The organism is Acinetobacter sp. Swhac1, from assembly GCF_013390985.1.
Taxonomy (GTDB): domain Bacteria; phylum Pseudomonadota; class Gammaproteobacteria; order Pseudomonadales; family Moraxellaceae; genus Acinetobacter; species Acinetobacter towneri.
Map to the genome: position 1 here is coordinate 100,189 of NZ_JACASN010000003.1, position 14,186 is coordinate 114,374.

The 14,186-nt window shown below is 41.6% G+C and carries 18 protein-coding genes; all 18 read left to right on the top strand.

Going from position 1 to position 14,186, the window contains the following annotated elements:
- Positions 1-31 precede the first annotated feature (31 nt).
- Positions 32-1,045 carry an aminoglycoside phosphotransferase family protein gene (locus tag HX743_RS02325; RefSeq protein ID WP_178318406.1) on the top strand — a complete coding sequence of 338 codons (1,014 nt, stop codon included), beginning with the start codon at positions 32-34 and terminating at the stop codon, positions 1,043-1,045.
- On the top strand, positions 1,046-1,735 hold the full coding sequence (murU, locus tag HX743_RS02330; RefSeq protein WP_070154601.1) for an N-acetylmuramate alpha-1-phosphate uridylyltransferase MurU: 690 nt from the start codon (positions 1,046-1,048) through the stop codon (positions 1,733-1,735).
- A gap of 84 nt (positions 1,736-1,819) precedes the next feature.
- Positions 1,820-2,452 carry a 16S rRNA (guanine(527)-N(7))-methyltransferase RsmG gene (rsmG, locus tag HX743_RS02335; RefSeq protein WP_178318407.1) on the top strand — a complete coding sequence of 211 codons (633 nt, stop codon included), beginning with the start codon at positions 1,820-1,822 and terminating at the stop codon, positions 2,450-2,452.
- 22 nt (positions 2,453-2,474) lie between these two features.
- On the top strand, positions 2,475-3,257 hold the full coding sequence (locus HX743_RS02340) for a ParA family protein (protein WP_096901175.1): 783 nt from the start codon (positions 2,475-2,477) through the stop codon (positions 3,255-3,257).
- Positions 3,254-4,141: a ParB/RepB/Spo0J family partition protein gene (locus HX743_RS02345; RefSeq protein WP_178318408.1), complete on the top strand. Its 888-nt coding sequence runs from the start codon at positions 3,254-3,256 to the stop codon at positions 4,139-4,141. The genes HX743_RS02340 and HX743_RS02345 overlap by 4 nt, the downstream gene beginning before the upstream one ends.
- 31 nt (positions 4,142-4,172) lie before the next feature.
- Positions 4,173-4,820 carry a MotA/TolQ/ExbB proton channel family protein gene (locus HX743_RS02350; RefSeq protein ID WP_004976814.1) on the top strand — a complete coding sequence of 216 codons (648 nt, stop codon included), beginning with the start codon at positions 4,173-4,175 and terminating at the stop codon, positions 4,818-4,820.
- A gap of 9 nt (positions 4,821-4,829) precedes the next feature.
- Positions 4,830-5,252 carry a biopolymer transporter ExbD gene (locus HX743_RS02355; RefSeq protein ID WP_178318409.1) on the top strand — a complete coding sequence of 141 codons (423 nt, stop codon included), beginning with the start codon at positions 4,830-4,832 and terminating at the stop codon, positions 5,250-5,252.
- Positions 5,252-6,979, top strand: coding sequence for a lipid A export permease/ATP-binding protein MsbA (msbA, locus tag HX743_RS02360; RefSeq protein ID WP_178318410.1), 1,728 nt, complete (start codon positions 5,252-5,254; stop codon positions 6,977-6,979). Before HX743_RS02355 ends, msbA begins: the two co-directional genes overlap by 1 nt.
- 3 nt (positions 6,980-6,982) lie before the next feature.
- The gene (gene lpxK, locus HX743_RS02365; protein WP_178318411.1) at positions 6,983-7,996 is read left to right on the top strand and encodes a tetraacyldisaccharide 4'-kinase; all 1,014 of its coding nucleotides are present in this window, start codon (positions 6,983-6,985) and stop codon (positions 7,994-7,996) included.
- Positions 7,997-8,007: 11 nt separating this feature from the next.
- Positions 8,008-8,769, top strand: a complete 762-nt coding sequence (gene kdsB / locus HX743_RS02370; protein WP_004976805.1) for a 3-deoxy-manno-octulosonate cytidylyltransferase — start codon at positions 8,008-8,010, stop codon at positions 8,767-8,769.
- A gap of 14 nt (positions 8,770-8,783) precedes the next feature.
- Complete coding sequence (locus HX743_RS02375) at positions 8,784-9,773, top strand: DNA polymerase III subunit delta' C-terminal domain-containing protein (protein ID WP_178318412.1); 990 nt, start codon at positions 8,784-8,786, stop codon at positions 9,771-9,773.
- 10 nt (positions 9,774-9,783) lie between these two features.
- A complete protein-coding gene (locus HX743_RS02380; protein ID WP_026438361.1) occupies positions 9,784-10,125 on the top strand; it encodes a PilZ domain-containing protein in 342 nt (113 codons plus the stop codon).
- A 24-nt stretch (positions 10,126-10,149) separates the two neighbouring features.
- Complete coding sequence (locus HX743_RS02385) at positions 10,150-10,923, top strand: TatD family hydrolase (RefSeq protein ID WP_004976800.1); 774 nt, start codon at positions 10,150-10,152, stop codon at positions 10,921-10,923.
- A 93-nt stretch (positions 10,924-11,016) separates the two neighbouring features.
- A complete protein-coding gene (locus HX743_RS02390; RefSeq protein ID WP_004976797.1) occupies positions 11,017-11,631 on the top strand; it encodes a TetR/AcrR family transcriptional regulator in 615 nt (204 codons plus the stop codon).
- A gap of 6 nt (positions 11,632-11,637) precedes the next feature.
- Positions 11,638-12,189 (top strand): prepilin-type N-terminal cleavage/methylation domain-containing protein, encoded by a 552-nt coding sequence (locus tag HX743_RS02395; RefSeq protein ID WP_178318413.1) that lies wholly within the window; start codon positions 11,638-11,640, stop codon positions 12,187-12,189.
- Positions 12,179-12,559 carry a type II secretion system minor pseudopilin GspI gene (gspI, locus tag HX743_RS02400; RefSeq protein WP_178318414.1) on the top strand — a complete coding sequence of 127 codons (381 nt, stop codon included), beginning with the start codon at positions 12,179-12,181 and terminating at the stop codon, positions 12,557-12,559. The genes HX743_RS02395 and gspI overlap by 11 nt, the downstream gene beginning before the upstream one ends.
- Positions 12,556-13,179: a type II secretion system minor pseudopilin GspJ gene (gene gspJ / locus HX743_RS02405; protein WP_178318415.1), complete on the top strand. Its 624-nt coding sequence runs from the start codon at positions 12,556-12,558 to the stop codon at positions 13,177-13,179. Before gspI ends, gspJ begins: the two co-directional genes overlap by 4 nt.
- Before the next feature lie 13 nt (positions 13,180-13,192).
- Positions 13,193-14,176: a type II secretion system minor pseudopilin GspK gene (gene gspK / locus HX743_RS02410; protein ID WP_096901166.1), complete on the top strand. Its 984-nt coding sequence runs from the start codon at positions 13,193-13,195 to the stop codon at positions 14,174-14,176.
- Positions 14,177-14,186: the final 10 nt, after the last annotated feature.

The following is a 14,186-nucleotide window of genomic DNA, read 5'->3' on the forward strand; positions in this document are numbered from 1 at the left end:
AAAACTCAGCCTGTATTAGAATTTATTGCAAATGAATACACAACGTGAACAATTGATACAAACATGGATAACATCTGTACTTGGTTCAGATCAATTTGAAACTCATTTTTTAGCAGGCGATGCAAGTTTCCGTCGTTACGCACGAATCAAATTGAATAATAAAACATTTATGCTCATGGATGCACCACCAGAAAAAGAAGATTGTGGTTCTTTTGTCACGATTGATGAATTTTTTGCTGCCAATGCTGTGCGTGTACCCAAAATTGTGGCCAAAGACCTGACACAAGGCTTTTTGTTGTTGGAAGATTTTGGCGATGTGCTGTTATCGACCTTATTAAATGAACACACAGTAGATGACTATTATGCACAGTGCTTTAAGCAACTGATTCAATTACAAGCGATTGATGGCACTGCACATTTTCCTGGATATTCGTATGACAAGTTGATCAGTGAAATGGAGCTACTCACCGACTGGTTATTGCCCGCTTTACAGATTCAGCCAACGGCTGAAGAAAGTGCATTAATTAAACGTACATTTGTGATTTTGGCCAATGCTGCTTTGGCGCAGCCACAAGTGATAGTACATCGTGATTTTCATAGTCGGAACTTAATGAAAGTTGGTGAGGACACCGAGCTTGGTGTGATTGATTTTCAGGATGCGGTCATTGGTGCAGATACATACGACTTAATTTCGATTACCCGTGATGCTTATGTGCAGTGGAATGCTGAGCATGTGTATCGTTGGTTTAAAATGTTCTATGACTTGTTGCCAGAAGCATCTAAACAAGAACGTGATTTTGAACAATTTAAAAAAGATGCCGATATGATGGCGATTCAGCGTCATATCAAAATTTTAGGTATTTTTGTGCGCCTGTTTGAACGTGATGGCAAATCGGGTTATCTCAAAGATTTACCGCGCGTGATGTGGTATTTACTTGAAGAAAGTAAGCCTTATTCAGAATTACAACCATTTATGCACTTTATTCACACGACAGTAATGCCAAAATTTACAGCAAAATATGGTCAGTATGAGGTGGTTGCCTAAATGAAAGCCATGATTCTTGCCGCAGGAATGGGCAATCGTATGCGTCCTTTAACACTGCATACGCCTAAACCTTTATTGGAAGTCGGTGGAAAACCTCTAATTGTGTGGCACATCGAAAAATTACAAAAGATGGGTGTGCAGGAAATTGTCATCAATACGGCATGGTTGGGTGAAAAACTTGCAGATGCTTTGGGTGATGGTTCTCAGTTTGGTGTGAAAATTTTGTGGTCGCATGAAGGCGAAGGCTTAGAAACTGCAGGTGGCATCATCAATGCGTTGCCATTATTGGGCAATGAACCTTTTATATTGGTGAATGGCGATGTTTGGACCACCATGGATTTTGCGCCACTATTAAATGTGCAGCTTCAAGACGACTTGGCACATTTGGTTTTGGTGGAAAACCCTGTGCAGCATCCGCAAGGTGATTTCACTTTGGCTGCAAACAAAGCCTATACTTTTGAGCAAGCACGCTCAGGTGAAAATCTGACTTATAGTGGCGTGGCGGTGATGCATCCGCAAATGTTTAACGGTTTGGAATCGGGCAAACGTCCGCTTGCGCCATTGCTCAAACAAGCCATGCAGCAAGAAAAAATTTCTGCACAGAAATTGCAGGGTGTTTGGGTGGATGTTGGTACTCCTGAACGATTAAATGCGCTAGATCAACAAATTCAGCAGGGTGTGTACGCTTAAGTGCATATTCACTAAGCATTCGCCCCTATGACTGCAACTATAAATCGGTATACTTCCATTAACTTTTTCGAGATGTGAATTGTGATGCATTCGTTTTTTCAGGAACTCAAGCAAGGTAGTCAGGCTTTAGGTTTAGAGCTCAGTGATGAGGCTTTAAATTTATTACTCAAATACCAAGATGCTTTGGTGCTATGGAACAAAGCGTACAACCTCACTGCAATTCGTGACCCGAAAGAAATGCTAGTGAAGCATTTGCTAGACAGTCTGAGCATCCTCAAAGATTTGCCTGCAGGTCGTTTACTGGATATTGGTACTGGCGGTGGTATGCCGGGCATGATTATTGCCTTGTGTCAGCCTGAGCGCGATTGCGTGTTATTGGACTCGAATGGTAAAAAGATTCGTTTCTTAAAACAGTTTATTGCCGATTTAAAACTGAAAAACGTCGTGGCAGTTCAGACCCGTGTTGAAAATGAAGACAGCATCCGCGAGTTAGGTCAGTTTGATGTAATTACCAGTCGTGCTTTTGCATCTTTAACTGACTTTGTAGCCGCGTCAAAACCATTTATGTATGAGCAAAGTATTATTGCATCTATGAAAGGTTTGATTCCTGCCGATGAAGTAGAGGCATTGAAAGATGAATTCAGCTGTGAAATTATCGAGCTTAAAGTTCCGCGCTTAGACGAACAACGTCATTTACTTTTATTAAAACGTATCTAATTTTCAAAGGACTGGGGTGATCATGGCACAAATTATTGCGATTGCGAACCAAAAAGGTGGTGTCGGAAAAACCACAACCGCAGTAAATTTGGCAGCATCTTTGGCTGTTTTGAAAAAGCGCATTTTATTGGTCGATATGGACTCACAAGGCAATGCCACCATGGGTTCAGGCATTCAAAAAAATGATTTGCTGTATTCAGTGACCGATGTATTGTTGGGCGAAGTGCCGATTGAAACTGCAATTAGCAAGGCAGAAGTTGGTTATAAAGTTTTGGGTGCCAATCGTGATTTGGCTGGGGTTGAATTGGTGATTGCTGAGCAAGAGGGGCGTGAGTTTATTTTGCGCAATGCCTTGCAAGAAGTTGCCAAAGACTTTGATTATATTATTGTCGACTGTGCACCAAGTTTAAGCTTAATTACAGTAAACGCTTTAGCAGCAGTGCAAAGTGTAATCATTCCAATGCAGTGCGAATATTATGCACTTGAAGGTTTGGCTGACCTGACGCAAACCATTGACCGTATTCAACAAGCACTCAATCCTGATTTAGAAATTATTGGTGTATTACGCACCATGTATGATGCGCGCAATGCCTTAACCCGTGACGTGTCTGAAGAATTATCGCACTATTTTGGTAAAAAATTATACGATACCGTGATTCCGCGTAATGTACGCTTGGCAGAAGCACCTGCACACGGTTTACCCGTCATTTATTTTGAAAAAAGCTCGAAGGGTGCAGTTGCCTACCTGAATTTAGCAGCTGAAATGTTGAAAAAAAGCAAAGTGAAAAAAGGAAGTAAAGCATGACCACAAAAAAACGCGGATTAGCCAAAGGTCGTGGTTTGGATGCCTTATTGGGGTCAATCCAGAAAGAAAAATTACAACTTGAAGTGCAATCTTTAGATCATGGTCAGCTAAAACAAATTGATGTCAATTTATTAAAACGTGGTGAATATCAACCGCGTCGCTTTATTCAAGAGCAAAATTTACAGGAATTGGCGGCATCTATTGAAAAACATGGTGTAATGCAGCCAATTGTGATTCGTCCTATTGATGACGAACAACATCCTTATGAAATTATTGCAGGTGAGCGTCGCTGGCGTGCTGCACAGTTGGCAGGTTTAACTGAAATTCCTGCAATTGTGCGTGATTTGACCGATCAGGTCGCGATTGCTTTGGCATTAATTGAAAACATTCAGCGTCAAGACCTCAACCCAATTGATCAGGCAATGGCGTTACAACGCTTTCACGATGAGTTTGGCTTGAGTCATCAGGAAATTGCCGAAACAGTAGGTAAAGCACGTACCACGGTCAGTAATTTATTGCGTTTACTCACTTTGGCTGAGCCTGTTAAAGAGTTGATGCAGCAAGGCTTGCTAGATATGGGTCATGCACGTGCTATTTTAACTTTGAAAGCTAAAGATCAGCTCAAAGTCGCGCAGCATGTAATTGAAAAGAATTTATCGGTACGTCAAACCGAACAGTTGGTACGTGACTTTAATGCGCCAAAACAAGAAAAGCCGAAAACGGCTATTGCGCCTGATATTCAACAACTCACGCAACGTCTTTCTGAGCGTTTTAGTGCAGATGTTAAAATTGATTATAACAAGCAAGGTAAGGGCAAATTGACCATCAGTTATCACTCTCTGGAAGAGCTGGATGGTATTTTAAATATTTGCCTGTCCGATTAATTTTAATTCGTATTTTATTGGGGAAAAGCGAATGTGGGAATTGGTAAAAGCAGGTGGCTGGCTGATGCTGCCGTTGGTGTTGTGCTCGGTATTTACCGTTGCAATTACCATTGAGCGTTTTATGCGTTTAAAGAGAGCAGGTATTTTGCCCAATGCGTTGTTGCTCAACCGCGGGCAAAGTTTAGCGACTGTGTTGCAACAACTGAATCAAAGTGCCAACTTAAAAAACAGTACATTAGGCCGTATTTTTGAGGCGGGTGCGCGTAACAAACAACAATCAGAACACTATGCGCGTGCACAAATGGAAGCGACAGCTTCACAAGAAATTGGTTATTTAGAAAAAAATATCAACTTCTTGGGTACGCTCAGTGCAGTTGCGCCATTATTGGGTTTATTGGGTACAGTGCTTGGGATTATTGAATCATTTTTAGTGATTGATGTGGGTGCAAGTAATCCAACCTTAATGATTCCAGGGATTTCTAAAGCCTTAATTACCACTGCTGCAGGTATGTTAATTGCAATTCCAGCCTTATTTGCCTATCGTTATTTTCAGCGTTTGGTGCAAGAATATACTGCTGAGTTAGAGCAGCAAGCGACTTTGTTTCACGCAGGATTATTTCATCAGAGTCAACCTCATCAGCTTGATGCGGATGTGCAAGATGTGAAAAAAGTAAGCTAAGGTGAGTTTATGAAATTCAAACGCTCGCAAGTTGAAGATATTCATATTAACCTGACCCCAATGATTGACTGTTTGCTGTTCATCTTGGTGTTTTTGTTGCTTTCGACCACATTTAACCAATTTAGCCGTATGAATTTAACTTTGCCAGATGCGCAAGGTGTACCACCAAAATCTTATGAACATAAAATTGAAGTGGTGGTAGATTCTTCAGGGCATTATTCTGTCAATGGTCAGGCACTTTCGACTAAGGAAGTGGCAGATTTAAGCACAGCAATTAAACAAATTTCTCAAGATCGACGTGATTTAATGTTTATCATTGCTGCAGATGCCAAAGCCACTCATCAAGATGTGATTCGAGTGATGGATATCGCAGGACAACTTGGTTTCGTCAACATCAATATCAGTACGAAAGTCCCAACTCGAGGTTATTAGTGAAGAAGGATTTACAGGTCTATCGCCGTCTTCTGAGATATTTGCTCCCATTTTGGGGCTTAGCAATCTTGGTGATTATCGGTTTCGCCATTAATGCAGCCACAGAAGTATCTGTGGCAAAACTCTTGGAAAAAATTATTAATGCCATTCAGGAGCGTGACCAATCTTTCACCACACTATTTCCGCTATTAGTCATTGCACTGATGTTTTTCCGTGGTTTGGGAACTTTTATTGGCGGTTACTATACCGCAGTGATTTCACGTAATTTGGTATTCAATATCCGTCAGGAAGTCTTTGCTAAATTGCTGCGTTTACCTGCACAGTATTACTTAGATAATACCAGTGGGCACATTACTGCCAAAATTATGTATAACGTAGAGCAGTTGACCGCTGCATCTACAGAATCGCTGCGTACATTGGTACAACAGGGTTTGATTACACTCGGCTTGCTCGGCTATTTGCTGTATACCAACTGGCGTTTGACCTTATGTATATTGGTATTTGGCCCATTAATTGGCTTGCTGATTCGTAAAGCTGCAAAACGCATGCGTCGTTTATCTATTCAAGTACAAGACACCATGGGGGATGTAAACCACGTGGTGCAAGAAACGGTGAATGGTAATTTGGTCGTCAAAGGTTTTGGTGGTCAGACCTATGAACAAAGCCGATTTAAAGAAAACTCTTTAGAAAACCTGCGTCGTGGTTTAAAGATGGTGGCAGTGCAGCAATTGAACAGCCCTGTGGTGCAGTTCATTATGTCCATTGCTTTGGCAATTATTATCTGGATTGCCTTACGCCCAGAAATTCTACGTGATATTTCAGCAGGCGAGTTTGTAGCCTACATTACTGCCGCAGGTATGTTGAGCAAACCAATTAAAGCCCTTACCGATATTAATGAAAAATTACAACGCGGTTTGGCAGCGGCGCATTCGGTTTTTGAATTGCTCGATATGCCTGAAGAAGATAATCACGGGACGCTTACACCAGACTTAAAAGGTAATTTGCAATTTAAGAATGTGAATTTGGTGTATTCCGATGGGCATCATGCCATTCATGATTTTAATCTGGATGTCAAAGCAGGTGAAACTGTGGCTTTAGTTGGGCGTTCAGGTGCGGGTAAAACCTCATTGGTCAATCTGTTGGTACGTTTTCAGGAAGTATCTTCAGGGCAAATTTTGTTTGATCAGCAGGATATTCGTGACATTGAGCTGAATAGCCTGCGTTCACAAATTGCTATGGTCAATCAGCAAGTGGTATTGTTTAACCGTACGGTGCGTGAAAATATTGCCTATGGTCAGCTTGAAGGTGCGAGTGATGAAGCAGTGATTGCTGCAGCCAAAGCGGCTTATGCACATGACTTTATTATGGCTTTACCGCAAGGCTACGACACAGCATTAGGTGCGCAAGGCTTGAATTTGTCGGGTGGTCAGCGACAACGTATTGCCATTGCACGTGCAATCTTAAAAAATGCACCAATTTTAATTTTAGATGAAGCCACCAGTGCTTTAGACAATGAATCTGAATACTTTATTCAACGTGCATTTGATGCGGCTATGCAAGACCGTACCACCATTGTCATTGCACACCGTTTATCTACCATCGAAAATGCTGACCGTATTGTAGTGATGGATCAGGGACGTATTTTAGAACAAGGTACTCATCAGGAACTCATGGCGCAAAAAGGCGCGTACTTTCAGTTGCATCAGCGTAACTTCGAGGAACATTAACTCATGGCTTTGGCACAATTTATTCAGGACGCTTGGCAGCAACAAGCCAAATGGCTGGTTGTGCTTAGGCCCTTGTCTTTATTGTACCGTGGCGTGAGTTTGCTCAATCAAAACTTATATCGTTCAGGTATTAAAACCGCTTATACCGCGCCCGTACCTGTGATGGTGATTGGCAATATTACTGTGGGTGGCAGCGGCAAAACCCCTTTGCTGATTCACTTGGTCAAATATCTACAAAGTTTAGATGTTCGTGTTGGCGTGATTAGCCGTGGTTATGGCGGAAAAGGCCCATTTCCAGCCTATGTCAGCATTGACGCTAATGTTGACGTAGTGGGCGATGAACCGACTTTGATTGTGCAATCTACAGGCGTACCGATGGCTGTGGGGCCAAATCGTCAAAAAAGTATTGAATTGTTACTTGCACAGCATGAATTGGATTTAATTATTAGTGATGATGGTTTGCAGCATTTGGCTTTAAACCGTCAATTGGAATGGATTGTTTTAGATAATAATCGTGGTTTGGGTAACGAGAAAATATTGCCCGAAGGTTATTTGCGTGAACCAAAATCTCGATTAGAGCATGCCACGGTGATTGAACATGCAGCGCAACCGAGTTCTGAATTAAATATGCATTTGGCCGTTGCAGCGCCATACTTATTGCATCCCGCACAAGAATTAATTTTTGATCCGACCCAAAATTTTTATGCTGTCGTGGGCATTGGCTTTCCTGAGCGGTTTTATAAAACTTTAGAGTCGATGGGTGTGACCCAATTTCAATGCCATGAGTTTCCAGACCACCATGACTATGAAATTACCGATTTGCAGTTTGAAGATTCGCAACCGATTATTACCACAGAAAAAGATGCAGTAAAGTTATTGCCTCTGTTAAAACAATATCCAGATTTTCAGCGTGAAATTTGGGTTGTACCTGTAGATGCAGTATTGTCATTGGCCTGCTATGTCACCTTACATCAACAATTGAAACAATTGGGTTTAAACCTGCCTGAAAGACCATGATAAGGAAAATTATGAAGCACATTGTTATCCCTGCACGTTATGCCAGTTCACGCCTGCCAGGCAAACCTTTACTGGAAATTCATGGTCGTGCCATGATTTTACGTGTGGTTGATCAGGCAAAAAAAGTGGCAGGTTTTGATGACTTGTGTGTGGCGACCGATGATGCTCGTATTGCAGAATTATGCCGTGCCGAAGGCGTAGATGTAGTGCTGACTTCGGCAGACCATCCATCAGGTACAGATCGTTTAAGTGAAGTGGCGCGCATTAAAGGTTGGGATAAAAACGATATTATCGTCAATGTGCAGGGCGATGAGCCACTTTTGCCTGCGCAATTGGTGCAACAAGTGGCGCAGTTGTTAGAAGCTCAACCTGAATGCTCGATGTCTACGCTATGTGAGCCGATTCAGCAACTAGATGAATTTACTCGCGACAGCATTGTTAAAGTGGTCATGTCTAAACACAACCAGGCTTTGTATTTTAGCCGTGCCACGATTCCTTATGACCGCGATGGTGCGAAAGCAGCGACACCACAATTGCATGCACATGCGTATCGCCATTTAGGTTTGTATGCGTACCGTGTGGAATTGCTGCAAGAATATGTGACTTGGGAAATGGGAACATTGGAAAAGCTGGAAAGCCTAGAGCAATTGCGTGTCTTGGAAAATGGACATCGTATTGCCATTGCAGTTGCAGAAGCCAATTTACCACCGGGTGTAGATACCCAAGCAGACTTAGACCGTTTAAATGCAATGGATATTGCCCATTTTGAGTAAGTGAATCACCGACCATGCAACGTGATGTAATTGGACAAGTATATCCTTGGCAGCAACAAGTTTGGGAAAACCTGACAGGGCGATTTCCCAAAATGGGGCATGGTTTATTGTTTTTTGGCAAACAGGGTTGTGGTAAAGAAGCCTTTGCACAGCAATTTGTGGCTTGGATTTTATGCCAACAGCGTGATGTGCAGTCACAGCCTTGTGGTGAATGTAGCAGTTGTCAGTGGTTAAAATCAGATACACATCCGAATTATGTCTATATCAGCACCGATGAAGAGAATAAAAAGCAAAACGCGAAAATTAAGATCGAGAAGATCCGTGATTTATTACCTTTTGTCCAGCAAACGGTAGATGGCTGGCGGGTAATTGTGATTGAACCTGCTGAAGCCTTAAATATTGCATCTTCCAATGCGTTGCTGAAAACCCTCGAAGAACCGGGTGATCGCATCGTGATTATTTCGCTGGCAGATCATTATCTTAAATTACCTGCAACCATTCGTAGCCGTTTGCAGCATTTTGCTTTAGACCGTATTGATGCTGCACAGGCTACGGCATATTTGCAGCAGCATTTGCCCGATTTAGATGCGAACAAACAGCAATTGTTGATGAATTTGTCTAATCAAATGCCATTGCAGGCTTTGCAGTTGGCACAGGCAGAATGGCTGGAACAGCGTACAGATTTTCTGAAAGACTGGTATAAACTGGTGACGCAAAAAAATATGCCGATGGCAATCGCAACCAAGTGGAACAAGGCGCTGAGCTTTACTGATTTTAGTCAGATGTTTGAATACTTGTTGTGTGATTTAATTTGTGTCAAGCTAAATCAAAGTATTAAAAATTTGGATTTAAGCACCGCTTTGCAGCATTTGGCTGAACAATATGACTTAGAAAGTCTGTTTGGTTTATATGCAGAATTACAGCAAGCCAAGCCAATGCTTGAGCAAAACGTGCAAAGTAATCTAGTGCTTGATCAATTATGTATTAAGTTGATGAATATTTAAGGGGAACATGATGCAACCACGTATGGGCGGTATTATTCAGGCCAATATTCCTGATGTCGAAACGCTATATTTAAGTTATATGCCATACGTTGTGGGCGGTGGCTTATTTGTACCCTCAAAACAACCTGTAAAAATGGGTGAAGAAATCTTCGTGCTTGCAACTTTGCCTGAACAATCACAAAAAATTCCACTTACAGGAAAAGTCATCTGGATTTCGCAAAAGCAAAACGGCATCAAATTGCAGGGCTTTGGCATTCAACTGAGCGGTGAAAAAGGCGTTTATTACAAATCTGAAGCCGAAAGAATCCTTGCGGGGCTTAAGTCTGACAACCGTAACAGTTACACTATGTAGGTTGTTTGCTTTTAGGAAAAAATCGTGTTTGTAGATACACATTGTCATTTAACGATGTTGGATTTAAGCCCTTATGATGGTGACTTAGATGCAGCAATTGCACAGGCACGCCTAGCGGGTGTGTCTAAAATTATGGGTATCTCTGTCGATTTAGACGATCATATTGCATTGTCAAAAATTGCAGCACGCCATGCCGATGTTGGTTATAGCGTGGGTGTGCATCCTTGTGAAAATGCTGAAAATATGGCGCGTGCCACCACCGAGCAACTGATTGCTTTAGCACAAGCAGACAAAGTCTGGGCTTTGGGCGAAACAGGTCTAGACTATTTTCACAGTACCGATTTTGTTGCGGAGCAAAAAGCCTGTTTTGCGCGCCATATTCATGCCTCGCAAGCTGTGAAGAAACCAGTTGTAGTGCATACCCGCGCTGCCAAGCAAGATACGGTGGATATTATCCGTGCTGAAAAATCGACCCATGGCGTTTTGCATTGCTTTACTGAAGATTGGGCAACAGCCAAAGCGGTGCTAGATTGCGGTTATTATGTGTCATTTTCGGGCATTGTTTCTTTTAAAAATGCACAAGATTTACGTGATGTGGCCAAACAAGTGCCTTTAGATCGTGTGCTTATTGAAACAGACAGCCCATATTTGGCACCTGTGCCATATCGCGGTAAGACAAATGAGCCAAAATACGTTCCGTATGTAGCCAAAGCCCTAAGTGATGTATATGATAAGTCCTTAGAGGAAATGGCTTTCATAACAACACAAAACTTTGAAAACCTGCTCAAAGGACATTAATTTGCATAGTGGAATGATGCAAAAATTTAATGTTCTGGTGATATTAAAAATTTCCATTGATTGAATAGTGAAAAGAGAGTTTATCGGGTGAAGATGGATCGTCAGGCTCAGTTTCGAGCAAGAGAAACGTTAATTTTCCAAGTGGCAGAGCAGTTGCTTTTGGAAAATGGTGAAGCAGGAATGACCCTTGATGCTTTGGCAGCAGAACTGGATTTGGCCAAAGGTACTCTATATAAACACTTTCAAAGTAAAGATGAACTATATATGTTGCTTATTATTCGTAATGAGCGCATGTTGCTAGAAATGATTAAAGATGCGGAAAAACAGTTTCCTGAACATCTAGCATTTTTTATGCTGCATCACTTACATCATCCTGAACGTACTGTGCTTTTTCATCAAATTGAAGAACGCCTTTCTACAACGGGTGTTGGCATTGGCTTGTTGTTTAGTGAACTATATCAGGTTCGTAAAAGCCGATTACGCATCATTATCCGTATGACTGAACAATATTTGGAATCTATTAATAGTCACATGGAAGTGCGTGATTATCTGGCTTCAATTTGGGCACTTACGCATGGTGCGGCAGCCATTTTAAACTCAAGTTTCTATCAGCGTTATTTAGGTTCCCGGGATACTTTACGTGTGGCCTATATCGATCAAGCGTTGGCGATGCCCAAACAAGCACAATCTTTCGAGCAATTGAATTAATACGCTATGAACACACCACTATCTTCGGTTCGCGGTTTTACGCTCATTGAATTGATGGTGGTGATAGTCATTATGGCGATTATGGCATCGCTGGTTTTAATGAATATCGGTGGTGTTGATCAGCGTAAAGCTATGCAGGCGCGGGAAGTGTTTTTATTGGATTTGCGTAAGCTGAATCGTGAAGCCAATGATCAAGCGCGTATTTTTGCACTCAATTTGCATCAAGCAACCGATGTTTCGCCTGCGCGTTATGATGTGTTGGAATATCAGCCTTATGCCACAGAACAACAATTAAGCCTACAAAATAATCAAAAATGGCAAAGCTATAGCGAATTTAAAAGAAGAACTTTACCTGAACAAGTTTCTATCCAAATTTTATCTTTAGAACAAAGCTATCCAAATGCTAACAACAGTGAGTTGTTGCAAGGTAATGTGCCTGCACTGATTTGGCTGGGCAATGGTGAAGCCAAACCTGTGCGTATTCAGTTCTATTTAGAACAGCGTCCTGTGGGTGCGGAAATAGAGGTCGATCATTTAGGAAAAATCCATGAAAGCTAAAGGATTTACACTACTTGAAGTTATGGTGGCTTTGGCAATTTTTGCAACAGCAGCTATGGCAATGACCAAAGTGGCGATGCAATATACCCAATCCACCGCCAATGCAATTTTAAGAACCAATGCACAATTTGTGGCTTTGAATGAAGTGGCATTGATGGAAATGAATCGTCAATGGTTAAGTGGGACAGAGTCAAAGCAAGTGACACAACAGGGCGAAACATGGCAAATTGACAAGTCCACACAACCAACCATTAGTCCGAATGTGCAACGTGTCGATCTTCAAATCAGTTTATATAATCAAGACACAGGACAAGTTGAAGCAGGAGTGACTTCTTTGGTGTTTTTTAATGCCCGTGAGCAGCAATCATGAGTACAAAGAAAGGCTTCACTTTAGTTGAGTTGCTAGTCGCTATTGCAATTTTTGCAGTGCTGTCTGCTTTGGGTTGGAAAGTATTTGATTATCTCGCCAAAGTCAAAGATCGCAATGCGATGCATGAAGCCAATTTAGAGCAGTTGCAAGAAAGCTATCAACAAATATTACGTGACACGATGCAGGCTGTTCCATTAACGGCCAATGTTAAAGGGCAGCAACAACCTGCTTTAGTTTTACAAAATGGACGCTTTAATTTCAGTAAAACAGGGGTGACCGATCCTTTGCAGCAGGGTATTTCACCCCATGAGCGTGTTGAATATCAATATCGTGCCGATGAAAAAAAATTGTATCGTTTAAAATATCGTAATTTGCATCAAACGGGCAATGATCAGCCTGAGTCGAGCGTGATGTTGGATGAAGTTGAAGCCTTTGAGATTATGGTATTGAATCCAAATGAATTAAGTAGTTGGCCTGAAAGCAATATTGATCCTCAGCAAACTGAACAATTAAGGCTACTCCCGAAAGGAATAAAAATAAATTTAACCGTGCGTGACGTGCAATACGAATGGATATTTAGCTTATTGCAGACTGATTTTTTAAAGAAGAAAGACAATTAAAGGCACAATGGCAATGTATTCGAAATCGACTCAGCGCTTAGGTAGCATCATCAAATCACAACAAGGCATCGCCTTGATTACGATTTTGATGTTGGTTGCCTTAGCTACGATTTTGGCAGCGACCATTGCCAAGCGGCAAATGTACACCAGTGAAAATACCGCCTATTTGATGCGTCAAAATCAGGCATTGTTATATGCCAAAAGTGCTGAAGTATTTTTTGCAGAATTACTGCAAGATGATGCTGAAAATGCAGGCCAAGTTGATCACTTACAAGAGAACTGGGCAAAACCGATGCCGCCATTTCCAGTCGAAGATGGTTATGTATCGGGCGTATTGCAAGATGAGTCGGGGAAATTTAATTTAAATAGTTTGCTGACAACCGAAGATCAAGTGAACGAAAAAGCAAAAAAATATTTTGAAAAGCTGTTGCAGCGTGTTGGGCTACCTGCTCAATTAAGTGAAGCCGTGATTGACTGGCAAGATGCAGATGATGAGCCGAGTGGTGCAATGGGTGCAGAGTCGAGTTATTACCAAGGTTTAGCAATTCCTTATTTACCGCCCAATAGCTTATTTCACAGCGCAGAAGAATTAAAACAAGTCCGTGGTTTTGAAGGTACGAAGTATCAGCAAATTGCGCCTTATGTGAGTGCCTTGCCAAAACGGGATACCACTATCAATATTAATACCGCACCTGCTTTGGTTTTGGCGAGCTTAGATGAAAAACTGGATGTGGTTGTAGTGCAAAATCTACTTGATCGTCGTAATGCCAATTTGGAACACTTTAGCAATGTAAACGCTTTGTGGGAGTTAGATGGCTTTCAAGCTGTCGATAGCGCGATACGCAATGAATTTACAGGTTTATTGGGTGTACAATCACATTATTTTAAAGCCAAAATTGAAGTGGTATTGGGCGAGCGCAAACGTCAATTTAGCAGTGATTTGGTGCGTAGTGAAAAATCTGTCAATGTTAGTGGGCGAAGTCTGACGCCATTTTAAGTATCATCAT

What these genes read in the sequence shown, in the direction of transcription:
- HX743_RS02325 (WP_178318406.1), top strand. Translation starts at nt 32, where the DNA reads ATGAATACACAACGTGAACAATTGATACAAACATGGATAACATCTGTA.
- murU (WP_070154601.1), top strand. Translation starts at nt 1,046, where the DNA reads ATGAAAGCCATGATTCTTGCCGCAGGAATGGGCAATCGTATGCGTCCT.
- HX743_RS02380 (WP_026438361.1), top strand. Translation starts at nt 9,784, where the DNA reads ATGCAACCACGTATGGGCGGTATTATTCAGGCCAATATTCCTGATGTC.
- HX743_RS02395 (WP_178318413.1), top strand. Translation starts at nt 11,638, where the DNA reads ATGAACACACCACTATCTTCGGTTCGCGGTTTTACGCTCATTGAATTG.
- HX743_RS02350 (WP_004976814.1), top strand. Translation starts at nt 4,173, where the DNA reads ATGTGGGAATTGGTAAAAGCAGGTGGCTGGCTGATGCTGCCGTTGGTG.
- gspI (WP_178318414.1), top strand. Translation starts at nt 12,179, where the DNA reads ATGAAAGCTAAAGGATTTACACTACTTGAAGTTATGGTGGCTTTGGCA.
- gspK (WP_096901166.1), top strand. Translation starts at nt 13,193, where the DNA reads ATGTATTCGAAATCGACTCAGCGCTTAGGTAGCATCATCAAATCACAA.
- gspJ (WP_178318415.1), top strand. Translation starts at nt 12,556, where the DNA reads ATGAGTACAAAGAAAGGCTTCACTTTAGTTGAGTTGCTAGTCGCTATT.
- rsmG (WP_178318407.1), top strand. Translation starts at nt 1,820, where the DNA reads ATGCATTCGTTTTTTCAGGAACTCAAGCAAGGTAGTCAGGCTTTAGGT.
- HX743_RS02355 (WP_178318409.1), top strand. Translation starts at nt 4,830, where the DNA reads ATGAAATTCAAACGCTCGCAAGTTGAAGATATTCATATTAACCTGACC.
- HX743_RS02345 (WP_178318408.1), top strand. Translation starts at nt 3,254, where the DNA reads ATGACCACAAAAAAACGCGGATTAGCCAAAGGTCGTGGTTTGGATGCC.
- lpxK (WP_178318411.1), top strand. Translation starts at nt 6,983, where the DNA reads ATGGCTTTGGCACAATTTATTCAGGACGCTTGGCAGCAACAAGCCAAA.
- HX743_RS02390 (WP_004976797.1), top strand. Translation starts at nt 11,017, where the DNA reads ATGGATCGTCAGGCTCAGTTTCGAGCAAGAGAAACGTTAATTTTCCAA.
- HX743_RS02375 (WP_178318412.1), top strand. Translation starts at nt 8,784, where the DNA reads ATGCAACGTGATGTAATTGGACAAGTATATCCTTGGCAGCAACAAGTT.
- kdsB (WP_004976805.1), top strand. Translation starts at nt 8,008, where the DNA reads ATGAAGCACATTGTTATCCCTGCACGTTATGCCAGTTCACGCCTGCCA.
- HX743_RS02340 (WP_096901175.1), top strand. Translation starts at nt 2,475, where the DNA reads ATGGCACAAATTATTGCGATTGCGAACCAAAAAGGTGGTGTCGGAAAA.